Annotated in this window: 21 protein-coding genes and 2 pseudogenes; 8 read left to right on the top strand and 15 right to left on the bottom strand. The window is 62.1% G+C overall.

Translation table 11 applies throughout. From position 1 onward, the window contains the following. The first annotated feature begins 676 nt into the window (after window positions 1–676). The gene (locus EPN59_RS13340) at window positions 677–1,114 is read left to right on the top strand and encodes a hypothetical protein (RefSeq protein WP_293033872.1); all 438 of its coding nucleotides are present in this window, start codon (window positions 677–679) and stop codon (window positions 1,112–1,114) included. A gap of 240 nt (window positions 1,115–1,354) precedes the next feature. Beyond that, window positions 1,355–2,395 carry a zinc-dependent alcohol dehydrogenase family protein gene (locus tag EPN59_RS13335; RefSeq protein ID WP_293033873.1) on the top strand — a complete coding sequence of 347 codons (1,041 nt, stop codon included), beginning with the start codon at window positions 1,355–1,357 and terminating at the stop codon, window positions 2,393–2,395. Window positions 2,396–2,527: 132 nt separating this feature from the next. Here the strand turns inward: EPN59_RS13335 and EPN59_RS13330 are convergent, their stop codons facing one another. The 3 genes from EPN59_RS13330 to EPN59_RS13320 form a co-directional block, all read right to left on the bottom strand. Further along, window positions 2,528–3,121, bottom strand: coding sequence for a YigZ family protein (locus tag EPN59_RS13330; RefSeq protein WP_293033874.1), 594 nt, complete (start codon window positions 3,119–3,121; stop codon window positions 2,528–2,530). Window positions 3,122–3,723: 602 nt separating this feature from the next. Continuing rightward, window positions 3,724–4,038 (bottom strand): hypothetical protein, encoded by a 315-nt coding sequence (locus EPN59_RS13325; RefSeq protein ID WP_363928560.1) that lies wholly within the window; start codon window positions 4,036–4,038, stop codon window positions 3,724–3,726. Between the two features lie 319 nt (window positions 4,039–4,357). Then, window positions 4,358–6,025: an acyl-CoA synthetase gene (locus tag EPN59_RS13320; protein WP_293033875.1), complete on the bottom strand. Its 1,668-nt coding sequence runs from the start codon at window positions 6,023–6,025 to the stop codon at window positions 4,358–4,360. A 128-nt stretch (window positions 6,026–6,153) separates the two neighbouring features. Between EPN59_RS13320 and EPN59_RS13315 the strand changes: the two genes are divergently transcribed. Beyond that, window positions 6,154–6,960 (top strand): Crp/Fnr family transcriptional regulator, encoded by an 807-nt coding sequence (locus EPN59_RS13315; protein ID WP_293033876.1) that lies wholly within the window; start codon window positions 6,154–6,156, stop codon window positions 6,958–6,960. 202 nt (window positions 6,961–7,162) lie between these two features. Here EPN59_RS13315 and EPN59_RS13310 read toward each other — a convergent pair whose 3' ends face one another. The 5 genes from EPN59_RS13310 to EPN59_RS13290 form a co-directional block, all read right to left on the bottom strand. Continuing rightward, window positions 7,163–8,710, bottom strand: a complete 1,548-nt coding sequence (locus EPN59_RS13310; RefSeq protein WP_293033877.1) for a methyl-accepting chemotaxis protein — start codon at window positions 8,708–8,710, stop codon at window positions 7,163–7,165. Between the two features lie 556 nt (window positions 8,711–9,266). After that, complete coding sequence (locus tag EPN59_RS13305; RefSeq protein WP_293033878.1) at window positions 9,267–9,416, bottom strand: hypothetical protein; 150 nt, start codon at window positions 9,414–9,416, stop codon at window positions 9,267–9,269. A gap of 314 nt (window positions 9,417–9,730) precedes the next feature. After that, complete coding sequence (locus EPN59_RS13300) at window positions 9,731–10,318, bottom strand: nucleotidyltransferase family protein (protein ID WP_293046166.1); 588 nt, start codon at window positions 10,316–10,318, stop codon at window positions 9,731–9,733. Between the two features lie 88 nt (window positions 10,319–10,406). Continuing rightward, window positions 10,407–10,562: a hypothetical protein gene (locus EPN59_RS13295; protein ID WP_293034250.1), complete on the bottom strand. Its 156-nt coding sequence runs from the start codon at window positions 10,560–10,562 to the stop codon at window positions 10,407–10,409. 39 nt (window positions 10,563–10,601) lie between these two features. Next, complete coding sequence (locus EPN59_RS13290; RefSeq protein WP_293034249.1) at window positions 10,602–11,894, bottom strand: aspartate carbamoyltransferase; 1,293 nt, start codon at window positions 11,892–11,894, stop codon at window positions 10,602–10,604. A gap of 343 nt (window positions 11,895–12,237) precedes the next feature. Between EPN59_RS13290 and EPN59_RS13285 the strand changes: the two genes are divergently transcribed. From EPN59_RS13285 to EPN59_RS13275, 3 genes are read left to right on the top strand one after another with little or no spacing between them, the layout of a single operon-like run. Further along, window positions 12,238–13,206, top strand: a complete 969-nt coding sequence (locus EPN59_RS13285; protein WP_293046163.1) for a M23 family metallopeptidase — start codon at window positions 12,238–12,240, stop codon at window positions 13,204–13,206. Between the two features lie 48 nt (window positions 13,207–13,254). Then, a complete protein-coding gene (locus tag EPN59_RS13280; RefSeq protein WP_293033932.1) occupies window positions 13,255–13,620 on the top strand; it encodes a hypothetical protein in 366 nt (121 codons plus the stop codon). 56 nt (window positions 13,621–13,676) lie between these two features. Then, window positions 13,677–14,132 carry a polymer-forming cytoskeletal protein gene (locus EPN59_RS13275; protein ID WP_293046161.1) on the top strand — a complete coding sequence of 152 codons (456 nt, stop codon included), beginning with the start codon at window positions 13,677–13,679 and terminating at the stop codon, window positions 14,130–14,132. 246 nt (window positions 14,133–14,378) lie between these two features. On the opposite strand, the pseudogene EPN59_RS13270 reads toward EPN59_RS13275, so the two are convergent. The 6 genes and pseudogenes from EPN59_RS13270 to EPN59_RS13245 form a co-directional block, all read right to left on the bottom strand. Next, window positions 14,379–14,609 (bottom strand): annotated as a pseudogene (locus tag EPN59_RS13270) (DUF2866 domain-containing protein); the annotation flags it as partial. Window positions 14,610–14,926: 317 nt separating this feature from the next. Further along, entirely contained in the window at window positions 14,927–15,121 is a 195-nt protein-coding gene (locus EPN59_RS13265; protein WP_293038502.1) for a DUF3562 domain-containing protein, read from the bottom strand. 357 nt (window positions 15,122–15,478) lie between these two features. Beyond that, window positions 15,479–16,540, bottom strand: a complete 1,062-nt coding sequence (locus EPN59_RS13260; RefSeq protein ID WP_293038499.1) for an alkene reductase — start codon at window positions 16,538–16,540, stop codon at window positions 15,479–15,481. Window positions 16,541–16,613: 73 nt separating this feature from the next. After that, a complete protein-coding gene (locus EPN59_RS13255; protein WP_293046158.1) occupies window positions 16,614–16,940 on the bottom strand; it encodes a metalloregulator ArsR/SmtB family transcription factor in 327 nt (108 codons plus the stop codon). 250 nt (window positions 16,941–17,190) lie between these two features. Continuing rightward, on the bottom strand, window positions 17,191–18,465 hold the full coding sequence (locus EPN59_RS13250) for a type II toxin-antitoxin system HipA family toxin (protein ID WP_293037685.1): 1,275 nt from the start codon (window positions 18,463–18,465) through the stop codon (window positions 17,191–17,193). After that, window positions 18,462–18,701 carry a helix-turn-helix transcriptional regulator gene (locus tag EPN59_RS13245; protein WP_293046155.1) on the bottom strand — a complete coding sequence of 80 codons (240 nt, stop codon included), beginning with the start codon at window positions 18,699–18,701 and terminating at the stop codon, window positions 18,462–18,464. Before EPN59_RS13245 ends, EPN59_RS13250 begins: the two co-directional genes overlap by 4 nt. Window positions 18,702–18,990: 289 nt before the next feature. On the opposite strand from EPN59_RS13245, the gene EPN59_RS13240 reads away from it, so the two are divergent. Both EPN59_RS13240 and EPN59_RS13235 read left to right on the top strand, forming a co-directional pair. Continuing rightward, window positions 18,991–20,019, top strand: a complete 1,029-nt coding sequence (locus EPN59_RS13240; RefSeq protein ID WP_293037691.1) for a helix-turn-helix domain-containing protein — start codon at window positions 18,991–18,993, stop codon at window positions 20,017–20,019. 634 nt (window positions 20,020–20,653) lie between these two features. Further along, the gene (locus EPN59_RS13235; protein WP_293037694.1) at window positions 20,654–21,268 is read left to right on the top strand and encodes an NAD(P)H-binding protein; all 615 of its coding nucleotides are present in this window, start codon (window positions 20,654–20,656) and stop codon (window positions 21,266–21,268) included. Between the two features lie 1,250 nt (window positions 21,269–22,518). Here the strand turns inward: EPN59_RS13235 and EPN59_RS13230 are convergent. Further along, window positions 22,519–22,628, bottom strand: a pseudogene (locus EPN59_RS13230) (IS5/IS1182 family transposase); the annotation flags it as partial.

Genomic DNA, 22,628 nt, shown 5'->3' with positions numbered 1-22,628 from the left:
TGCAGATACGCCGCTCCTCAAACCCGGGTTCCTGCATGCGGGCCTTGTTGCTTGCCACGGCGTTGCACCGGCAATTCGTGAGACATACGGTGCCAAGCGGTGGCGGACGGCGAAGTGCGCGCCCCTGGCGGGCGCTCGCGGCACGCGATTGCGTGCTTCAGCGAATATTAATAATTGTTTTTGTAGAGAATGTGTATAGCCTGAGAAAAAATAGTCTGCTTGACTTGTAGATTATCGTGCACTACGGAAAAAGTGAAACGGCACGAATTATCGGTAATGGCCCTATACGTTTCGCTTTCTTTTATTTTCCGTGCCCGCATGGCGTGTACGGTCGTTCATGCATAACCGCTCGCTTTTTGTCTGATTAATCGGTTTGTCACGATGCGTGGCGCGTTGCATTTGCGTTTGAGCAACGTCGGGCACGATGCGAAAAAATATGCGACAGATCATTGCGCCTTGTTTGCATGAACACTTACAGCGAATGATCCGGCATTTCCAGGCAGAATACTGATTCCGGATCAATTTTTATTCAAACGGAATGAAACGGAATATCGGTTTCGCAAACCGCTTGTCGTGAAGCGGACCGGTTCTTTCGATCTTGTCGGGGCGCGCGCGATGAATGCACGGCGATTGCAGGCCGTGCGCTTTGTGCGCGCCCCGTTTTTTGGCCGACGGAATGAACACGGAACTCGACTTGAAGGTGGAACGGTTGTTGCGGCGCGCGGCGAGCAGGCGCGGCGTCGTGTCGTACGGCGCCTTTCATGCGCTCTTTGCGCAGGACGTGCCGCTTCGCGAACGCTATGCATTGCTCGAAGCCGCCGCTGCGGCGCTGTGCGAGCTGCGCGTGGCGGATTACGCGTCACTGCTCGCGACCGACTCGGGTCTGCCGGGCCCGGAGTTTTACGTGCGTTTCAAGCGTTTGCATACCGAACGCTATTACGCAATGCTCGGCGCCGATCGGCATCGCATGCTGCGGCTCGTCGAAAAGCGCGCGCTTGCGCGCGAAGAACGCGAACGCGTCTACGACCATTACCGGCACGCGCTGGCGCCGCGCGCGCGCACCGATGCTGATGCGAACGCGCTTTGCAACGAGGGTCGCGCGCAAGGATTGTGACGTAGACGGCCGTCGATACGATGATCCTGACGACGCCTGTGATTGCATGTTATCTGCGCACGGATAAGGTCGTGCTGAATCAGCGTGCTATTCTCGATTCAGCTTGCGTAGGCGTCGCGTAGTCGTCATACGGCATGTATCCCCATCACGTTTCTCTTCTTTACCTGCGCGCCTTGCGCCGCACACCGTTTAGCCGCACACGCGGCTGCATCCCGTCATGTCGCAACCAGGAGAGTCGTTATGAAAGCACTGGTGTTCAAGGGGCCTCAGCAGAAGTCACTGGAAGACAAACCCGAGCCGAAGATCGATAAACCATCCGATGCGATCGTGCGCATCACGAAAACCACGATCTGCGGCACCGATCTGCACATTCTCAAAGGCGATGTGCCCGAAGTGAAGCCCGGCACGACGCTCGGCCACGAGGGCGTCGGCATTGTCGAAGCAGTGGGCGACAGCGTGTCCAACTTCAAGGTCGGCGATCCCGTGCTGATTTCGTGCATCAGTTCGTGCGGCAAGTGCGAATATTGCCGCCGCCAGATGTACTCGCACTGCACGACGGGCGGCTGGATTCTCGGCCATCTGATCGACGGCACGCAGGCCGAAAAGGTCCGCATTCCGCACGCGGATACGAGCCTTTATCACTTGCCCAAGGGTGTCGACGAAGAAGCGCTCGTCATGCTGAGCGACATCCTGCCGACGGGTTTCGAATGCGGCGTGCTCAACGGCAAGGTGAAGCCGGGGCAGTCGGTGGCGATCGTCGGCGCAGGGCCGATCGGGCTTGCAGCGTTGATGACCGCGCAGTTCTACGCGCCGGGGCGCATCATCATGATCGACCTCGACGACAACCGGCTCGAAGTCGCGAAGAAGTTCGGCGCGACCGACGTGGTCAACAGCAAGGGCGGCGATGCCGTCGAGCGCGTGATGGCGCTCACGGGCAATCGCGGCGTGGATGTGGCGATCGAGGCGGTCGGTGTGCCGGCAACCTTTACCGTCTGCGAATCGATCGTCGGCGCGGGCGGCACGATTGCGAACGTGGGCGTGCATGGAACGAAGGTCGATCTGCACCTGGAAAGACTGTGGGCGCATAACATCACGCTCACCACGGGTCTCGTCGATACCTACACGACCCCCATGCTGCTTTCGACCGTCGTCTCGAAGCGGCTCGAACCGGGCAAGCTCGTCACGCACCGCTTCACGCTCGACCAGATCATGGATGCCTACGCAACGTTCGGCGAAGCGGCGCGCACGCAGGCGCTGAAGGTCATTATTTCCGCTGTCTGAAGCGGTTCGACCAAGGCTCATCGTGCGGCGCGCGCACATGCAGGCGATGTGCGCGCGCTGCCGTGTGTAGTGTGCCGTGTGGTATTGCGCCGTCGCGCGCGAAGCAACGCGATTCGAGGCTCGCGGGTTGTTTTAATCGTGCTCGGGAAAACCTGCGCGGCCCTGGGTCAGATCGCGCAGGGCGTCGCGCGCGCCTTCGATCGCGGTGGCCGGCATCTGGATCGTGAGCCGCACGGTCATGGTGTAGCGGCTATCGGTAAGCACCGTTTGCGTTTGTTCGATCCAGTGCCGCACGCGCGCTTCGTCCGGATAGCCGAGCTCGATGGTCAGTTGGGCCTGCGCAATGCGTTCGACGCGCGTTGCGCCTTGCAGCGCACTGGCAATCGCATCGGTGTAAGCGCGCACGAGCCCGCCCGCGCCGAGTTTTACGCCGCCGTAGTAACGCACCACGGCGGCCAGCACGCCGTCCAGATCGTGATGGCGCAGGACTTCGAGGATCGGCCGTCCGGCGGTGCCGGAGGGTTCGCCGTCGTCGGACATGCCGGATTGGCCGCCCGCGAGCAGCGCCCAGCAGACGTGCGTGGCGCTCGGGTGGTCGTTGCGCAGACGGCTCAGTTCGGTCATGGCCGCTTCGCGGTCGGCGACCGGAATCGCGTGGGCGATGAAGCGGCTTTTGCGGATCTCGAGTTCCGCGCTGACGGTTGAGGCTAGCGTAAAGGTGGGCAAAACAGAACGGGCGTTACAGGTGAAAACGCCATGTTAACCGATACGGCTGCGACCCTTTTATATACCCCGGCCCTATCTTTGCGGATTTTGTTATTCAGCTTTGCGGGAAGCGCTGATGATGTATTGCGCACGAACACCGATAATCCTCGCCTTGACGGATCTAGCTCCGGCTGGGGCGATGCCGGACTCCTCCTCCGGTGATCCGTCAACTTCATTCCAGCCGCTGCCGTGTGCCATGGCGGTGAGATCCGGTGGCGAGCCCCATACAACAGACGAAAAAAAACCCCGGACGGCGCGTAAAGCATCGACCGGGGACTAATAAGGCTCGCCTGTTCTCAAGAGGCGTTGCAACGTTACGCGCACCATAAATAATGCGCAACGTGGAAAAAAAATTTTCGAGGCACGACAAAAAAAGCCCCGGGCGTTACCGGCCGGGGCAATGAGAATACACCGTGCGTTCCGGGGAACGAAACGCACCAATAAGGTACCTGTCCGTCCGCCGGGAAGCAACGCGGGCACATTACACACCGTTACTTTCAGATTGCTTTCCGGCCTCGGTGCATGCGGCCGCACGGTACGGCGACCGTTGCGCGCTCACCAGATCAGTAACGCGGCGGGGGCGGCATACGGCGGTCGTCGTGGCGATGCGGAGAACCCGGGTCGCGCGGATGATGGTGCATCCATTCGTCGTGTTCCCAGTAGCGGTGTCCGTCCCAATAGCGGTTATCGTGCCAGCCGATCGACATCCGTACGTCCACCGGGATCATGTGCGCTTCGCTGTATTGCGGCTGCGAATCGGCGTGCGGGATAGATGGACCGGACTGTGCGAAGGCGCTCGTGGCGCCCGCCAGTGCACCGCCGGCGATCATGGCCGTCACGAGTGCACGTGCAGGGGTCTTCCAGAAATTCATGCTCATGTGGTTCCTCCTCGTCGAGTGCGTCGCTACGGCGCGGCTTCGAAGTGTTCAATGCCGTAACGCACATGATTCAGCTTATCGGCCGGAACGTCGGGAATACGTGAGTACTTGTAAGCGCGCATTTCAAACCGGTGCGCCAATGAAAAGGGCCAACGCCTGGGTTGGCCCTTGATGCAAAACGGCAAAACGGGGGAACGAAGCAATCCAGGCAAGAAAACGCCGTGGCTGGGTTGTCAATTCACGTTACATACGCGCGGCGGCGCGTGTGGAGGCGAAGCGCAGATGCGCCGCCGCCGCAGACGTGACCATGAACAGGCACTTACTGTTTCTTTTGCTCCGCGGGTGCGCCGCTCAGATCGATGGCGCTTTGCGAGCCAACCTGCGAACGCAGTTCGTATTTCTGGATCTTGCCTGTCGCCGTGCGCGGCAACTCGCCGAACTTCACGGCGCGCGGGACCTTGAAGTGCGCGAGGAAGAGCTTGCAATGCGCGATGATCTCTTCCGCCGTGGCGGTAGCGCCCGGGCGCAGTTCGACGAATGCGCACGGCACTTCACCCCATTTCGGATCGGGCATTGCCACGACCGCCGCCAGCGAGACAGCGGGGTGCCGGTACAGCGTGTCTTCGACTTCGATGCTCGAAATGTTCTCGCCGCCCGAAATGATGATGTCCTTGCTGCGGTCCGTGATGCGCACGTAGCCGTCCGGTGTCATCACACCCAGATCGCCCGTGTGGAACCAGCCGCCGCGGAACGCCTCCTCGGTGGCGCGTTCGTTCTTCAGATAACCCTTCATGCAGATGTTGCCGCGGAACATGATCTCGCCGAGCGTTTCGCCGTCGTTCGGCACGGGCTCCATCGTCGCCGGGTTGAGCACGGTCACGCCGGCTTGCAGGTGATAGCGCACGCCCTGGCGTGCGGCCAGCCGCGCCTGTTCGGTGTCGTCGAGCGATTTCCAGCTTTCCTGCACCGCGCACACCGCGGCTGGCCCATAAACTTCGGTCAGTCCGTAGACGTGCGTCAGTTGAATGCCGATCGCCTTCATCTTTGCGATCACGGCGGGCGCGGGCGGTGCGCCCGCAACCATCGTGTTGACCGTGTGCGTAATGCCTTCGCGATATTCGGCGGGCGCATCGGCGAGCGCACCTTGCACGATCGGCGCGCCGCAGTAATGCGTGACACGCTCGCGGCGGATCAGATCGAATACGAGTTTTGCGTCGAACTTGCGCAGGCAGACGTTCACGCCCGCACGCGCCGCGATCGTCCATGCGAAACACCAGCCGTTGCAGTGAAAGAGCGGCAGCGTCCACAGATACACCGGATGCTTCGGGATATCCCATTCGAGAATGTTGCTCACCGCGTTCATGTACGCGCCGCGATGGTGATACACCACGCCCTTCGGATCGCCCGTCGTGCCCGACGTGTAGTTGAGCGCGATGGCGTCCCATTCGTTGTTCGGGTTTGTCCACGCGAACTCGGGGTCGCCTTGTTCGAGGAACGCCTCGTAGTCGACGGCACGCGGGAAATGCTCGGGGTCGGCGGGCATGACGTCGGCCACGGAAATGATCTTCAGCGCCGGAAAGGCGATGGCCGCGCGTTGCGCGAGTGCTGCGTATTCCGTATCGACGATCAGCGCCTTGGCCTCGCCATGACGCAGCATGAACAGCATCGTGGCGACATCGAGCCGCGTGTTCAGCGTATTGAGCACCGCACCGAGCATCGGCACGCCGAAGTGCGCCTCGACCATCGCGGGGATGTTGGGCAGGAGCGCCGCCACCGTGTCGCCGCGACCGATGCCGGCCTGCGCCAGCGCGCTCGCGAGCCGGCGCGTGCGGGCGTAAGTTTCGCGCCAGTTGCGGCGCACGTCGCCGTGGACCATCGCGAGACGATCGCCGTAGACTTCTGCCGCGCGGGCGATGAAGTCGATCGGCGTGAGCGGCACGTAATTGGCCTCGCATTGCGCGAGCCCTTCTTCGAACGGATGCAACATTCGGTGTCTCCTGTCGGGCGGGGCCCGGGACGATTGCGATTTTGTGGGTATGATTCTCGCAACCGTATCAGGGCCGCAGATGCGTGTCTGTCACGCGAGCGACAGACGCGCAAGCGCGGTTCCACCGAATGACCCATCTCAAGTCAAGCGCGATGACGCAGTGCAATATGCCCGTGGGCGGCGATGTGCCCGATGGTCCGGCGCAGCCCGCCGAGCCGGATTCCAGCAGCCGTGCCGGGGGGCGCGTCGATGCGCCTGCGCTCGCCGCGCTGTTCGAGCGCTGTTCGTGGTTTCGCACGCTGGAACCTGCGCACCGCGCCTGGGTGCTCGCCGAATCTCACGCGCAGCGTTATCCCGCCGGGGCAACCGTCGCCGCGCGCGAGGCGCCTTCGGCCTACTGGCTCGGCGTCAGTTTGGGACTGGTCAAGCTTGCGATTGTCAATGCGTCCGGACGCGGCTGTACGTTTTCCGGCGTGCCGCATGGCGGCTGGTTCGGCGAGGGCAGTGTGATCAAGCGCGAGCCGCGTAAATACGACGTGATCGCATTACAGCCTTCGCTCGTGATGGCCGTGCCGGCCGATACGTTCCACCGGCTCATGGACAGCAGCCTGCCGTTCAACCGCTTCGTGATCCATCAGCTCAATAACCGCATGGGCGAGTTCATTGCGCTGATCCAGAACAGCCGCCTCCTGGACATCGACGCGCGCGTCGCGCAGTCGCTCGCGCAACTGTTCAACCCCGATCTCTATCCGGAGACCGGCCTCGCGCTCGAAATCTCGCAGGAAGAAATCGGCATGCTGGCAGGGGCTTCCAGGCAGCGGATCAATCAGGCGTTGCAGACGCTCGAGCGCCTGGGGCTTGTCACGCTTTCGTATAACCGCATCGATGTGCGCAATCTCGCGGGGTTGCGAGCCTTCGGACGCGATCAGATTTGATGCCGCGTTTGCGTTGATTCATTCGCAGAGATTGCACTGGCGCCTTGCAGCGAACGGCGTTAAGCGCCAATTCGATCCGCGCGGCTCACCGGAACGATGAGCCGCGCGTAAGCTTAATGATCGAGGGCAAGCCGCACGCCGTTAGAGGATCGTCTCCCGCTCGCGCACGTTATGCGACTCTTACGCGACTGCTGTGCAACGGTTACGCAACTACGGGCAACCGGAAGCTCGAGATCGCTTCACGCAGCATCGTGACCTGATCCTTGAGCGAGTACGCCGCTGCGGCTGCCTCTTCGACGAGCGCGGCGTTCTGCTGCGTCACCTGGTCCATTTCGCCCACGGCGCGGTTCACCTGCTCGATGCCCGCGCTCTGCTCGCGCGAGGCGTGGCTGATTTCAGAGAGGATGTCGTGGACGCGCCGTACCGATTGCACGATCTCGGCCATCGTTGTGCCCGCATCCGTGACGAACTGCGCGCCTTCCGCGACGGTGCCGGTCGACTTCTCGATCAGGAGCTTGATCTCCTTGGCCGCCGTTGCCGAGCGCTGCGCGAGACTGCGCACTTCCGCGGCCACGACCGCGAAGCCGCGACCCTGTTCGCCCGCGCGCGCGGCCTCGACAGCGGCGTTGAGCGCGAGGATGTTGGTCTGGAACGCGATGCCGTCGATCACGCCGATGATGTCGCCGATCTGGCGCGAGCTGGTCGTGATTTCGCCCATCGTGCGGACCACGTTCTCGACCACTTCGCTGCCGCGCGTCGCGACGCTCGCGGCCTGGCTGGCGAGTTGTGCCGCGTGCTCCGCGCTATCCGCGTTCTGCCGCACGTTGCTCGTCATCTGGTCCATGCTCGATGCGGTCTCAACGAGTGCCGCAGCCTGTTGCTCGGTGCGTTGCGACAGATCGGTGTTGCCCGCTGCGATCTCGTTCGCGCCGACGTTGATGTTCTCCGCGCCGCCGTGCACGCGCGAGACGGTCTGCACGAGTTCCGTCTGCATCTTCGCGAGCGCGTTCATCAGGCTGTTCGCGTTGTGGCCCTGGGGTTCCAGGCGGGCCGTGAGATCCCTGTGGGCGATGAGGTTCGCCGCATCGACGGCCACTTCGAGTTCCCCGCCGATGCTCGAACGCACGCTGCGCACGACGAGCACCATCACCGCGGTCGATATCCCGCCCAGCACGAACGTGACCGCGATCCAGATGCCGAGGCTCGCGAGGAACGCGGCGTGCACGTCATCCATGTACATGCCCGTGACGATGCACCAGTCCCACGGCGCAAAGCGGTTGCTGTAGCTCGTCTTCGGCACGGGTTCCGAATGGCCGGGCTTCGCCCACAGATAATCGACGAATCCGCCGCCGGACTGATTGGCTGCCGTCGATAGCGCGACGAACAGGTGCTTGCCGGCAGGATCGGCGAAGCCGGTGAGATTCTTGCCGTCCAGTTCGGGCTTGATCGGATGCATCAGCATCACGGACTGCGAATTGTTGATGCTCAGATAGCCGTCTGCGCCGTAGCGGATCGAGCCGATCACTTTTAGCGCCTGTTTTTGCGCATCGGCTTCGGGCATCTGATTCTGTTGCGAGAGCCCGTAGTAATAGTTGGCGACGCTCATGGCTTCGTCGACGAGCGTTTGTAATTGCGCTTTACGCTCGCGGATCATCGAGTCGCGGGTTTGCCATGTTCCAAATGCGACGATCAGGAGCAGCCCGATCCAGAGGATCGCGATCATCGAGCGAAGTTTTCGGTTGAGGGTCATCGTTTGCGTGGTCGTTCCAGGTGCGCTCGTGGCTGCGTGACTGCACAGCCGGTATTGCCATACGGCTTTTCGGATTAACGGCGCGTGACAGGCGTGTTTAACCTGGTGAAAACCCTTAATCAAACGTTGAAATGCATAAATAATTGATGCTCGCTCCTTGACAGTGCCGGGTTAAACTGCGGCGCCCTGTCGCGCCACGACTCGCTCGCTCCACTGCAGATGGGCATCGCTTCCACCATGATTGATGGCTTTATCTTGCCGCTTCGTTCCGGTGCTGAATTAAATCCGCAGTCCTGTTCAATCGACAAATGACTTCGCTCATTTCAGTTGAATGGAGTCATTGCGCGGCATGGCGCGTGTGCTCGGTAAGGTCGAATTTGCGGTCGTGCTACGGGCGTTCCTGCTGCCGTCACGCGCGCTTTCTGCGCAACGATTCCGCAATTCGGCAAAGGGTGACATTCGCGCATTCGCGCGCCCGGCAACGGGCGTTTCCGGGCGACTTTCGACGCAATCGTGCGTCACGCGTTGGCTGACCGGGCGTGGCGGGTGAGGTGGTTTAAACCGGATCCTTGCTCGGCGGACCATCGGGACGCTGCGGCTCCTCGCCGTGATGACCATGCGGCGGCGGCGTGAGCGGGTCGCGCTCGGGATCGCGCGTTGGATCGGCGATCGGTTCGGGCAGCGGATTCGTATGCGAGCAGATCATCGCGGGTACCTCTTGCGCTGTGGCACTGTCCGCACGGGCGGCGGAGCGGGTGTTCAATCTATAGCGTAGGCGAAAGCCGCACGCCGTGCGGAGTTTCGATGGCGCTTTTGGAGCACTGCCGAATGAGCGTCGATGGTGTGACGATTGCACATCGATTATCTGCCGCTCGAGCGCAATGCCTGTGTTTGCAGGCACACGTAGCGGCGATTGTTGCAGTCGCGGCAAAGCTGTTTGTGCGTCGCTGGCGTTTTAGAATGCCGGGCTCGGCCGTACGCTTCAGCCTTTCCCGGAATGGGATGCCGCAGCGGTCGTGATTACATGCCGCTCAGGTCAGCCGGCGTGTCGATGTCGCGCAGGATGCCGGGGTCGTCGACGTCGATGCGCGTGAGCGCGTGCGCAGCCAGCAGCGCGCGTGCGCCGGTATCGCCATCCAGCGCGAGCAGCGCGTCGCGGTGCTCGAAGCCGAAACCCACCGGGTGCCCACGCTGCCCCTTGTAGAACGGTGCGGCGAGCGATGCGCCTTCGTCGATGGCGCGCGCCACGGCTGCGATGCTTGCTATGGCGATGCGCGGCATATCGGCGAGCGCGACGATCCAGCTTTCAGCCTCTCGCGCGGCGCCGACCCCCGCCGCCAGGCTCGCGCCCATCCCGCTCGCCGCATTCGCGGCAAACACCACATCGCAGCCCGCCTCGTTGAGCACGTGCGCGAGCGCTTCCGAGCCGGGCCGCACGACGGCGATCACCTTCGGGACGACGCGGAGCAACCGGTGCGCGGCAACGTGTGCGACGCACCGGCCCTCGGGAAGCGGAGCGAGGAGTTTGTTGCGCAGACCTTCGGGATCGAAGCGCGATCCGGTGCCGGCGGCGAGCAGCACGCCGGTGGCAAGCGATGCATAGCCCATGGGGCGTACCGCGCGTGAGAGGAGGAAGCGTCGATTTTGCGGCGCAACCGCGCGCGTGGCAAGCCCTGCGCGCGGCCTGCATGGCGGGTCAGGCAGTCGTGCGCGGCGACGGCATCGCCTTGCCGCGTGCGATCGGCAGATCGCGGCCGATGCCGTGCAGGTTCGCCTCACTGCAAAACACCTGGATAACTGATTTATTTGCTCGGCAAAAACAGGCAGAAAAAACAAAGCCGGGAAGCGCCATGCTTCCCGGCTTTGTTGTGGAGTCAACCAGATTCGGGTTTCAGTCGATGCCGTGGAATACGGCGTCGTCCGGACCGAGATAGACGGGCGGGCGCCATGCGGCGTCGCGCATCGAGTGCTGGACGAGCGTATCGACACCCAGCAGCACCGCAAAGATCGCCATGCGCACCGGAATGCCGTTGTCGGTCTGGCGGAAGATCGCGAGGCGCGAGTCGTGGTTCAGGTCCGTCGAAAGATCGTTCGCGCCTGGGCGGCTGTCGCGCGGCAGCGGGTGCATGATCAGCGTGTCCGGGCCGCAGACGCTGTCCACGAGCGCCTGGTTGATCTGGAAGTCGGGCGTGTAGCCTTCGAACGACTCGTCGGTGAAGCGCTCCTTCTGGATGCGCGTCGCGTACACGACATCCGCGCCGCGCAGGCCGGTCGTGAGATCGTTGGTCTGCTCGATGACGTGGCCGTTGCGCGAAATCTTGTCGAGGATGTACGCGGGCATTTCGAGCATCGGCGGCGAGACGAGCGTGAATTTGATACCGCGATAGAGCGCGAGCAGCTTCACGAGCGAGTGCACCGTGCGGCCGTACTTGAGGTCGCCGACGAGCGCGATGTGTGCGCCGTCAACGATCTTGCCGAGGCGCGAGAATTCACGCTGGATCGTGTAGAGGTCGAGGAGCGCCTGGCTCGGATGCTCGCCGGGACCGTCGCCGCCGTTGATCACAGGGATGTTCACGGCGCGCGCGAATTCGGCCACGGAACCTTGCTCCGGGTGGCGGATCACCATCGCGTCGACGTAGCCCGCCATGACGCGGCTCGTGTCGTAGATCGATTCGCCCTTCGCCATCGACGAGAACGTGAAGCCGGTCGTATCGCACACCGAACCGCCGAGGCGGCAGAATGCGGCGCCGAAGCTCACGCGCGTACGCGTGCTGGCTTCGAAAAAGAGGTTGCCGAGCACCGCGCCTTCCAGCACGCGCGAGATTTTCCGGCGGCGTGCGATGGGCTGCATGATGTCCGCGACGCGAAAGAGCGCTTCGACCGAATCGCGCGAGAACTGGTCGACGGACAGCAGTTGCGGCTTGCCTTCGACATGGAACTGGCTTGCGAGCGACTGGGTGTCTACGCTTTGCGTATAGCCTTCGCGCGGCTCGGGATTGCCGACGATCTCCGAGACAAAGCGCTCGACGATCTCGGGCATCGCACGCGATTCCTGCGACTCTTCCGGCAGGAGCCATGTGTCGAGCGCCCTGCGCGACACGCCGATGCGGCTTGCGAACGCGTCGCGGGTCATGTTCAGACGCCGCATGGCGTCGCGGAGGAAGGCTTGTTGCGGAACGCTCATGCAGGCACCTGTGAGTAGGGGGTTGATGTACGCGGTGCGTATATTAGTCTGGCGACTGTAGAAGTCAAGCGGTTTTCGCCCGGCGTGGCGAAATCGATCCAGACGGTGGATTGCCGCACGACGGGGAGGTTGCCGCGGTTATTGGGATGGACGTTTGGAAGCGGCACCCATAATGCGCATTTCATGCTTCCTCCGGCTAGTCGTTGCCCGCCGCCATCAAGTTGATCTCAGACCTTCATTCCCCGCCAGGCTGCCGGCCTGGCTCCCGGTTTCGCTCCCGATCGCGCCTGGCGCGCCCGTTTTGCCTGCTTACGTGCGCGGCACTGCGCCGCCGGAGCCGGCCATGAAAACGCGCTGGGCGGATTCCGCTGCCGATCTGGCGAGCAGCGGTACGCGACTCATCCCGCATCGGGCTGCTCGCCGCGCAGTCATCGCGTGGTCGCTTGCGGCGGGAGGCATCGCGCTGGCGGGCGGCATTGCGATCGGGCATTACTTCGGCGGCGCGGCGCCGGCGGACGACATCAGCAGCACCGCGCCGCATGAACACCACCACCACCACGTCGTGCGCGAGCTGGGGCAAATGCATGCATCGCTTGCATTGCTCGATCCGCGCATCGAACGGCTCGCCGCCCAGATTGCAGAACTGCGCCAGTTCGACCAGCGGCTGCGCGCGCAGCCTGCACGCCGCAAAGCGCCGGTGATGGTGTCCGCGCGCCGGGCCCGCAGCGGCGAGGGCGGCGAGGGCGACGAGGGCGGTCCGGCGCTCCCGCCACGGCCTTGCATCAAGGCGCCTGCGACGCAGCCGGGTGAGCGCGGGACGCAGAGCGAGATCGACTGCATGATTCAGACGCTTTCGGCGCTCGAACATACCGTTGCGCAGTACGAGGCGGCGCGCACCGCGTTCCCGAGCCGCGCGCCGGTCGAGAGCGGGCGCGTCAGCTCGCACTTCGGCAACCGGATCGATCCATTCACGCGGCGATTCAGCTTTCATTCCGGCGTCGACCTGGTCGCGCCCCCCGGCACGCGGATTCTTGCCGCCGCCGGGGGCCGCATCGTCCACGCGGGGCACAAGCCGGGCTACGGCAATACGGTCGAGATCGATCACGGCAACGGATTCGTGACGCGTTATGGGCACGCGTCGAAGATTGCGGTCCGGTCCGGGCAACTCGTGATGCCGCTCGATCACATCGCGAATGTGGGCTCGACCGGGCGATCGACCGGGCCGCATCTTCACTACGAGGTGCTCATGGGCGGCGAGCCGGTCAACCCGGCCGACTATTTCGCGCGGCTCGACGCGGACTGGCGTGGCTAATGTACGTAAATGAGCGATTTAAATGAGCACCGTGAATGAGCACCGTAAATGAGCGCCGTGAATAAGCACCGTGGCTTCCCGCGCAACAGTACGCACACGACGCGCGCTTACACATTGCAGCCCGTGCGCTCGCGGCTCGCACGCTGGAGCGTGGCGCTGGTGTGGACCATCGCTGCTGCGACGGCGGGTGCGGGCGCGGCTGTGTGGGCGCTCGGGCAGGCCGCGCCCGAGGATCGTCCCGGCGCGTCGCCCGACGCGCTGCACGCCGAACTGGCCGATATGCAACTCAAGCTGGAACAGGCGCACGCAGTTAGTGCCGCGCTGCAAGAGTCGGCGGATTCGGCACAGGCCGATATCGCGAAGCTGCGGGCCGACCTGATGTTCCTGCGCAGCCACAGTCGCGCCGCACGCTGACACGGGTTGCGCGACGACCACTCATCCAGACGATTGACATCAACGAGGTGTTACCCATGTTCGGCAAGAAAAAGCTTCAGGCGGGCATCGAGCAGACCCAACTCGCGACGCTGATCGCGCAGGATGTGCGCATCACGGGCGATGTCGAATTTGCGGACGGGCTGCGGCTCGACGGGCAGGTTCACGGCGACGTCGTCGGCAAGCAGGGCGTGAAGACGCTGCTCGTGCTGAGCGACTGCGGCGCCATCGAGGGTAACGTGCACGGTTATGACATTGTGGTGAACGGACGAATCGTCGGGGACGTGATTGCCGATCACTTCATCGAACTGAAAGCGAATGCGCGCGTGACCGGCAATATCCAGTACCTGCAATTGCAGATGGAAAGCGGCGCGACGGTGGAAGGCACACTGACGAAACGCGAAGCGAACGCGGCGCAGGAACGGCTGATCGACGCCCGGGCCGCCGATGCCGGGCCGCAACTGCTGGCCCCGGAGACATCGACTAACGCTTGATGTACGCGGCTGCGCCGTGCGCATGGCCGCTCCTGCTCCGCGCATGAGCGGAGAAGCGTTCATCGTCGTGAGAAATAGCGGCGGCTTGTTTTGGAGGGTGCAAGCAATGGTGCAAGACGCGCTTGCGGATGCGGGATTGCGGCTTTAGCGCGCCGCGCGTGCGCCCGCCGTAGCGCGCGTGGCGCGATTGCGGCTGCGAGCGCGCCCGCGCTCGGCCTCGATGGGCTCGCCGTTGAGCAGGATGCGTCGGCCGGGCACGTGCGCGGCGACGAGGCGGGCGATGTCGAGTGCGGTGGTTTCGGCCGGGACGACCTGGCGGCGTGCCCCGTCGTCGAGCGGCGTTGTCCATTCGACCAGCACACACGGGCGGCCCCACGGCTGCTGGAGCGGAGCCGAGACGCGGCAGGTTGCGACATTCGAGGGCGCACCGTCGTCCAACAGGGTCTTCAGGTGCATTAGCACGTCGTCTTCAACCATGTCGTGGCTCCTTGGTTCTTTTCGTCGCCTGGCGTAGGGCGCCGGCAGACTGACTCGTGGCGCCGTACCCAAAAAAACGCCGCCGATGCTCCGGCGGCCGAACAGGGGTAAGTCCACGTATGGTTGCAGCAAAGAATTAAACGAGCCTTAAGAGCACGGGATTCAAGTAAAGATTGATTTCGGCCGCACGATAACAACGCGGCATGCGCACGCCCGCACGGGCGTTTTGGCACGCGTGAAGACATCTGCGGTACGTACCGAGGCAAGTACCGAGGCAAGTACCGCGGCAACTGCGGCGGCGAAAGAAAAGCCGGGCTTTAGTGCCGGCTGGATTTGTCTCGCAGCGTCGCTCTCACTTTGCGTTCGGCGAAGAGCGGCAGGTAGTCCTCGATGCGCGCATCGGCGCGATAACTGTCGAGGGTGTCCGCGTACATGCGCGCGACGGTTTCCTCGGGTGTGTTGGTCTCGGCTGCAATGGTGTGCACGATCTGCGCAACGTCGGCATGACGCATGAGAGGTCTCCAGTCAGCGAGGCAGGAAACGGATTGGTACGGACCAACGAACTTCGAATTAGAGAGCAGACTTGCGATAGACGCCAATTGAATCAACCTATCGGAGACCGTATCGCGGGCACTCTCGACGCTTGCTTTGAGGTGTGCGCAGTTGATTCGGCAAAACATGTCGCTGCGGCGTTGCAATAATCGAATTGCGAATCAAGTTGAAAAAAACGCGGGAAACAGAAACGGGAAAAGCAAAAAGGGCGGTCGTTGCGATGCACGATGTCATCGCAGCGGCCGCCCTTGATTTACACGGGGCGCGAGTGCGCCCCGTAGCGCACCCTGTGTGCGCTCTGTAATGCGTCCCTTAGATCAGGCCACCTTGTCGAGCGCCGGATAGTCCGTGTAGCCGGTCTCGCCGCGCGCGTAGTAGGTGGACGGGTTCGGTTCGTTGAGCGACGCGTTCAGTGCAAAGCGGCGCGGCAGATCCGGGTTCGCAATGAAGAGCTGGCCCCATGCCACTGCGTCGGCTTCGCCGTTAGCGAGCACCGCTTGCGCCGATTCGAGCGTGAGTTTCTCGTTCGCAATGAACGGGCCGCCGAATTCGGCCTTCAGTTGCGGGCCGAGGCGGTTATCGCCAACCGACTCGCGCGCGAAGATGAATGCAATCTTGCGCTTGCCGAGCTCGCGTGCGACATAGCCGAAAGTCGCGGCTGGGTTCGAGTCGCCCATCGTGTGCGCGTCGCCGCGCGGCGCGAGGTGCACGCCCACGCGATTGGCGCCCCAGACGTCGATGCACGCATCGGTGACTTCGAGCAGCAGACGCGCGCGGTTTTCGATCGGACCGCCGTACGCGTCCGTCCGATGGTTCGTGCTGTCCTGCAGGAACTGGTCGATCAGATAGCCGTTGGCGGCGTGTACTTCGACGCCGTCGAAGCCCGCAGCCTTCGCGTAAACCGCACCCTGATGGTAGGCGGCGACGATGCCCGGAATTTCATCGGTTGCGAGCGCGCGCGGCGTGACGTATTCGCGCTGCGGACGCAGGTGGCTCACATGGCCCTTCGCGGCGATGGCGCTCGGTGCAACCGGCAGTTCGCCGTCGAGGAAGACGGGGTCGGAAATGCGGCCCACGTGCCAGAGCTGCATGAAGATAAGGCCGCCGGCGGCGTGCACGGCTTCGGTCACGAGCTTCCATCCTTCGACCTGCTCCTGCGACCAGATGCCGGGCGTTTCGGCATAGCCGACGCCGCGCGGCGTCACCGAGGTCGCCTCGCTGATGATGAGGCCTGCGGAGGCGCGTTCGGCGTAGTACTTCGCCATCAGCGCGTTGGGCACGCGTGCCTCGCCCGCGCGCTGACGCGTGAGCGGCGCCATGACGATGCGGTTGGGCAGTGTGAGATCGCCGATCTGGATGGGGTCGAAGAGTGTAGTCATGTGGTGGTCACCTTTTGCGGGCCGTGTCCGCTGCGTTGAAGCAGTAAAAGCGATGAACGGACGACGCGAACCATTACAACTGCGCGTTCATGTGGGCGAGGAACGCCTCGATGACGGGCTCGTTGCGTTTGAAGAAAACCCACTGGCCGACGCGCTTCGTCGTCACGAGGCCGGCTTTTTGCAGCGCGGACAGATGAGCGGAAACAGTCGATTGCGACAGGCCGCAGCGCGCGTCGATCTTGCCTGCGCACACGCCGTGTTCGAGCATCAGTTCCTGATCGGCGAAGTACGTTTCGGGTTCTCGCAGCCATGCGAGGATTTCCCGCCGCACGGGGTTGGCGAGCGCTTTGTGGATGGCGTCGATATCGACTTCGGCGAGAGCAGTAGCGGGTTTCTTCATACGGGATCGCATCGTAACTGTGCGAAGTATATATCGTAATTATGCGATATGGTCATGGCACTGGCGGCTATGGGGGTAATTGATCCGGGGGGGAATAGAGGGCGTTTTGCCGGGAATATCGGTTGTCCACCGTAACGCCGGGATCGAAATGGTTTTGAAGGCGGGGAATTAATTGCCGTCCGCGGAACGGCTGGCGCTGGAGGCTGATGTGCTGAACAACGTTGCGGATGCAATCAGTAAATGCAACGCACTAGATGCGTGTGAGCAGCGTGCGGCACTGCTTTGCGACGTTGCCGTGAATCTTGCGCAAGACCTTTGCGTTGGCCTCGCCGGGAATCTCGGCAAGCATCGGGTCATGAATAGCAGGCAAAGCCTCCTGGACGGCTTTCGTCACCGACAAGACGATGTCGCGCACATAGCGTATCGACAGCCCCGTGTCCTTCGCGAAGTCTTCCCAGTGGCGCGCCATGATCCATTCCGGACGGTTCTCGCCACCGATCTTGAAAGCGAATCGGGCGCTGAGCTGCGGATAGATCGAGGTCGCCACCAGATCATAGAACGGTGCGAGCCTGGGTCGGTTGTCGTCGGCCGGATCGTAGAGCATGGACAGATTCTTGGCGTGGCTGTCCATGTTGCCGACGATCAGATTGAATGCGATCCAGCCGATCATTCGGCGACCGTCGGCCAGCGCGGTGCTGCTGTTTTGCGTCACAAAGCGCAGGCACTGCGCGAACGTCGGGCCACCTTCCGCTTCGTATTTGCGGGACGACGACAGGCCCATGGCCTGGCACAGATCGACCTGATGAAGGCGCAGTAAACGACCGTCCGGCGATTGCGCGCGATCGTAGCGTGTGATGAGTGCGGCATTCAGATTCTTGTCGAACCGGACCTGCGGGACCATCAGCCCCGATGCGGCCGCCAGTCGCATGACGTACACCTCATTGGCTGCCGACGCCGGGAGATCCGGGCGATAGCCGATGGCGGGCTTGATGATGTGCGAGGAGGGCGCATCCGCGAGTGGAAGCGCCATGGCGCCGTCCTGACCGATGTAGACCGTGATCTTGTCCTGTGCGCCGCTGAGCGACATCCGCGCGGGACCTTCTTCGAGCATAAGCGGCACGCCGCGAGATTTCGCGAACCACTGCGCCAGCTGCTCGTGGCTGATCGGCACGTAGCGCGGCTCGTCGCCGGGCAACTCACCCACAGGCAGGAGCGAGTATGCGCCCGCCGTATCGCCGCCAAATCGCTCCAGCAGAGCGAAAACGTTGTCGGGCGAGATCTTCAGCGCCTGCGAGATGAATTCCCTGATCGTGCCCTCGGGAAGAAGATTCTCGAAGAACGCCCGCACGGTCTGATCGCCAAAGGCGCGGTTTTCGTCTGCGCTGGCAGGGAGCGGCAAATCAGGCGAGAGCGCTGCGCCGCGTGCTGCGATCCACGTCGGCGCGTACAGGAAGCCCAACTCGCCGTCCGTATCGATGAGCGAGCCGACGATCTGAGCATCCCGATAAACATCCAGCCTGTTCATGTGCGCCTCGCCGCCAGGAGGTCCACGCCCAGGATGTTGAGCACCTGCAGGACCTTGTCGAGCCGAACGGTTGGTTTGCCCGCCTCCAGCTCGACGATGAATCGCTGGCCGGTCTGCGCAAAATTTGCGAGATCGACCTGCGTTGCGCCCTGCTTCTGGCGCAGTTCGCGCACAAGTTGCCCCAAATCAGCAGGGGATGAAATCTTCCCGATCGGTGTGATTTTGGCTGAATCCATTGCGATACCCAACAATATTCCCGTTCGGGAAGATTAGCTCATGGGAACCGGGGCGACAAGCCAATTATTCCCGTTCGGGAAGTTTCGGATCGGTGGCTCTCTGCCATGGGATGAGCGCGATTAGAACAGCAGCCACTTCAACTGCTACCCGCCCATGTATACACAGCCGCGTCACGGTCCGGAAACACAACTAATCGAACAATAACCACGCCTCGATTTCGCGTAATGCAGGAATTTTGTTAGTTTCCTGTTTGCACATAGGGATGCATGTCAATAACCAGGCTCACACATGAACCAGACACCAGACACCCTGCCTCATTCCGAATTCGATACTCGTGGTTTGCCGCATTCCCAGCAGTTTTCTGCGTGGCGCGAGGCGATCAACGTGATTTTCGACACGCAAACCGCCGAGTCGAGCGATGCCGGTTTCGGCACCAAGGTAAGCGGTTATCTGTTCGGCGAGGTCGTGCTGGGGTCGATCCGCACAGGTGCGCAGCGCTACGATCGCTCGAACGCGAAGATCGGGCGCGATGGCCACGACCAATACGTCCTGCAGTTCTATCTGGGCGGTGCGTGCCGCGCGCGTGACGGGGGCTCGGAGGCCTGTACGCAGCCGGGCGACATGTTCATCGTGGATGCGGCCCAGCCGCTCGCCACCGAGGTCACACGAGGCGAATTCATCAATCTGGCGGTGCCGCGGCGTCTGCTCGCACCGTTGCTCAACGCGCCCGACCAGCACAGCATGCGGGTGATACGCGGCGCCTCTCCCACAGTGGCGCTGCTGCGCGAGCATCTGGGCGCGCTTTACCGGCACGCCCCCGAGATGACACCGGCGAACGCCCGGGCGGTCCTGCCGGCAACACTGCAGCTTGCAGCGTCCGTGCTCAATTCGAGCATCAGTCCGGAAAGCATGCCTGCCGTTCAGCAGTGTGCATTCGTATCGATTTGCCGTTACGTGGAGAAGCGCCTGACCGATCCGCAGTTGAGCGCCGAGCAGGTCGCCAACGCGTTCGGCATGTCGCGCGCCACGCTATACCGGCTCTTCGAACAGGAAGGCGGCTTCGCAACGTACCTGCGCGAACGGCGTTTGCGGCGCTGTCGCGAGATACTCGTTGACCCGTCGAATCGAGGTCTGTCGATTGCGGATATCGCGGCTGCGCACGGGTTTTCCGACGCAGCAAACTTCACGCGTGCCTTCCGTCGCTCGATCGGCCTTTCGCCACGTGCGGTACGCATGCTGGCGCTGCACGGCGAATCGGCGCAAGCCGAAAGCGGCGCTGCGGCTGACTGGCGTTACTGGATGGCGCTGATGCGTTGAGAATCGTTCGCGCACGCTCGTTTGCGGTGCGCGCGAGACAACACAACAAGTATTTGAGACGCACGGACAGATTTCGCCGCCGCCGCCGCCCCATTCATTGCCGCGTGCGCCATCGCCTGCAAAGATGCCAGTGCCTCCCCGATCCAGGCAAACGGGAGAATGCGCTGCCGCGTCAGCAGCCCTGTGCGGCAACTACTGCATATGCACAGTCGTTCCGCAGAACACGCCTTCACTGTTCGTTTTCATTCGCTGGGAAAAATAACGAGCGCAAAGAAAGCCGGGGGCATAGTGAATTACCACCAGATCGAAAAAGACATTCAACATCTCGAACACGTCATCACGCGAATGCTGCAATTGGATCGAATGCCGTTTCCACTGTCGTACTGGCGGAGTCGCATCGATACGCTCGAGACCGTGCTTGCCTCAGGACTGTATCCGTCTCATAGCTTGCGGGTGCAACGACTTCGGGAGGCGTTGTCACGTTGACGCGCTGAGTCATTCCCGGCGTGAATCGGATCAATGTGCTGACGATTCGTGTGCCGCCTTGACAAACATCGCTCTTGCGGGAAAATTTCCGTCTATCAACCGGTTTGGATAGAACGGCCGAAATTACACCCGCAGAGAGGAAAACACTATGTCACGCATTGCCATCATCGGCGGCACCGGCAACGTCGGCCAACGCATCGCGGTCGAAGCACAGTCGCGCGGCCATCAAGTCACCGTCGTTGCACGCAAGCCGAGTGCGGCCATTCCGTTCGGCGCGAACTTCGTCGCTGGCGACGCCGTGACGGGCGCGGCGGCGCTTGGCGAAAAGCTCAAAGGTCACGACGTGCTGGTCAGCGCGGCGAAATTCGCCAGCGTCACGGCGGCGAACGTTCTGGAAGTCGCGCGCGGCGCAGGCATCGGGCGTGTGCTTGTCGTGGGCGGCGCCGGTTCGCTGGAAATCAAGCCGGGCCTGCGCCTCGTGGATACGCCCGATTTCCCCGAAGCCTACAAGAGCGAAGCCGTTCCAGGCGCCCAGTTCCTCGACGACTTGCGCAAAGTACATGACGTGGACTGGACCTTCCTCACCCCGGCCGCGCATTTTGTTCCGGGCCTGCGCACCGGCACGTTTCGCTTGGGCGGCGATGCCTTTTTCACCGATGACAAGGGCAACAGCATGATCTCGTACGAGGATTACGCCATTGCGATGCTCGACGAGATCGAGAAGCCTGCGAACGTGCGCAAGCGTTTCAGTATTGCTTATTGAGTCAAGCAGCACGCCGGGAATCAAAAATAAAAGTTAGATATTTCCCGGCTTGCTGATGTCGTCGTTCAGTATTTATGGAATACAACGGAAAACACGCGGCCGCTTCGCCGTTGTGTTAGCGAGGTAACAGATCGGGCTACAACTCTTCCGCCAAAGTACGAAATCGTGATTGCGGCTAATACGTCATGTTTCATTCACTAAACGGTATTGCCAGTGCGTAGCCAGGCCATCCGTTGCGTCCTGCTTCTCGCCTGCGGGTGCCCGCCGGTGATCGATGCACATGCGGCCGCTCGCGATCGGCATCGACGTCTATATGCCGGAACCCGATCAAACGTCGCCCGGCAAAGTGGCCGACGATCTGCCGCCCTCGACGACCAGCACGGACATGCTCCTTGCTTGACGCGTCAACCCAGAATGGAACGCACACCGTCAACGCAAAGGCCCGTGAAGCCTTCGATGGGCCCGGCAACGCGCCTGGTGAAGAGTCGGCCCGCTAATGGCCGCTTACGCTCGCGCTCGCCGGTATCTGCTAAATCACTGACAATCGAAGCCGGAAAATTACATAAAACGGGGCATTCAATATGGAAAATGGATATCCGCAATCGGCCGTTAGCGGTTCGCATGAGTATCGGTTAACTGGCCGATTCTGGATTCTCGCGACTACGATAGCAATCTGCATTGCCAGTTCGCTAGCTTTTCACTATTCAACCGACACGGACTGGAGCGAGTATTATGGGCGGCTACGCCTCTGGGGAATGCCGAAGGATCAGGTGAACTCCTTCGAATCGGTGGTATTTGGCGTCATCGCCGCCTTGCTCTTTATCCGGATGATCCTTGCACCCTGGATCACAAGGACAGTTTTCATCACTTCGGGAAGCCTAACGATCTACGAGGCGAAGCTTTCTGGACGATCGAGTGTCGTCATCCCTGTAGCAGAATTACGCAATGTCAGGCGCTTCGTTCGGCAAAGCTATTCACAAAAATCGCGACGTCTGACCGAGTGGGCACGCCAAACAGTTCAATTCGATTACAAAGATCAAGTGTTCACATTCTCCAATTCACAGTTCCGCTCTAGTCACGAATTCGAAGACTTTAGTATGAGGGTCGGCGCAGGTACTATGCGCCCATAGTGGACCGTGAATCAAACTGGCTGGATCATCTGGCATGGTTGATGAAGCTGGGGCGAATCGTGGCTTTGGGGACTATCGAGCGGCGGTTGTGCTGTACGCCATGAATCGACTTAGAGGGTGTTAGGCACTTTTGTTAAGGGCTACAAAGTGGACAAGCATAAGCACGGAGAATACGACGAAGTGCAAGCCAGCCAAGGTTTCGGGCAATCGTTCGTAGTCTCTTGCCAGCC

Source organism: Paraburkholderia sp., from assembly GCF_004298475.1.
Classification (GTDB): Bacteria; Pseudomonadota; Gammaproteobacteria; order Burkholderiales; family Burkholderiaceae; genus Paraburkholderia; species Paraburkholderia denitrificans.
The sequence above is the reverse complement of the archived record's forward strand: the minus strand, read 5'-3'. Positions and strand labels throughout refer to the sequence as shown.

Excerpts from the sequence above, each read along its gene's own strand:
- EPN59_RS13260 (WP_293038499.1), bottom strand. The coding sequence starts at position 16,540 with ATGACTACACTCTTCGACCCCATCCAGATCGGCGATCTCACACTGCCC.
- EPN59_RS13310 (WP_293033877.1), bottom strand. The coding sequence starts at position 8,710 with ATGACCCTCAACCGAAAACTTCGCTCGATGATCGCGATCCTCTGGATC.
- EPN59_RS13295 (WP_293034250.1), bottom strand. The coding sequence starts at position 10,562 with ATGGCGCTTCCCGGCTTTGTTTTTTCTGCCTGTTTTTGCCGAGCAAAT.
- EPN59_RS13240 (WP_293037691.1), top strand. The coding sequence starts at position 18,991 with ATGAACCAGACACCAGACACCCTGCCTCATTCCGAATTCGATACTCGT.
- EPN59_RS13340 (WP_293033872.1), top strand. The coding sequence starts at position 677 with ATGAACACGGAACTCGACTTGAAGGTGGAACGGTTGTTGCGGCGCGCG.
- EPN59_RS13320 (WP_293033875.1), bottom strand. The coding sequence starts at position 6,025 with ATGTTGCATCCGTTCGAAGAAGGGCTCGCGCAATGCGAGGCCAATTAC.
- EPN59_RS13275 (WP_293046161.1), top strand. The coding sequence starts at position 13,677 with ATGTTCGGCAAGAAAAAGCTTCAGGCGGGCATCGAGCAGACCCAACTC.
- EPN59_RS13335 (WP_293033873.1), top strand. The coding sequence starts at position 1,355 with ATGAAAGCACTGGTGTTCAAGGGGCCTCAGCAGAAGTCACTGGAAGAC.
- EPN59_RS13290 (WP_293034249.1), bottom strand. The coding sequence starts at position 11,894 with ATGAGCGTTCCGCAACAAGCCTTCCTCCGCGACGCCATGCGGCGTCTG.
- EPN59_RS13300 (WP_293046166.1), bottom strand. The coding sequence starts at position 10,318 with ATGGGCTATGCATCGCTTGCCACCGGCGTGCTGCTCGCCGCCGGCACC.
- EPN59_RS13280 (WP_293033932.1), top strand. The coding sequence starts at position 13,255 with ATGAGCGCCGTGAATAAGCACCGTGGCTTCCCGCGCAACAGTACGCAC.
- EPN59_RS13285 (WP_293046163.1), top strand. The coding sequence starts at position 12,238 with ATGAAAACGCGCTGGGCGGATTCCGCTGCCGATCTGGCGAGCAGCGGT.
- EPN59_RS13315 (WP_293033876.1), top strand. The coding sequence starts at position 6,154 with ATGACCCATCTCAAGTCAAGCGCGATGACGCAGTGCAATATGCCCGTG.
- EPN59_RS13245 (WP_293046155.1), bottom strand. The coding sequence starts at position 18,701 with ATGGATTCAGCCAAAATCACACCGATCGGGAAGATTTCATCCCCTGCT.
- EPN59_RS13255 (WP_293046158.1), bottom strand. The coding sequence starts at position 16,940 with ATGAAGAAACCCGCTACTGCTCTCGCCGAAGTCGATATCGACGCCATC.
- EPN59_RS13305 (WP_293033878.1), bottom strand. The coding sequence starts at position 9,416 with ATGATCTGCTCGCATACGAATCCGCTGCCCGAACCGATCGCCGATCCA.
- EPN59_RS13235 (WP_293037694.1), top strand. The coding sequence starts at position 20,654 with ATGTCACGCATTGCCATCATCGGCGGCACCGGCAACGTCGGCCAACGC.
- EPN59_RS13265 (WP_293038502.1), bottom strand. The coding sequence starts at position 15,121 with ATGCGTCATGCCGACGTTGCGCAGATCGTGCACACCATTGCAGCCGAG.
- EPN59_RS13325 (WP_363928560.1), bottom strand. The coding sequence starts at position 4,038 with ATGAGCATGAATTTCTGGAAGACCCCTGCACGTGCACTCGTGACGGCC.
- EPN59_RS13250 (WP_293037685.1), bottom strand. The coding sequence starts at position 18,465 with ATGAACAGGCTGGATGTTTATCGGGATGCTCAGATCGTCGGCTCGCTC.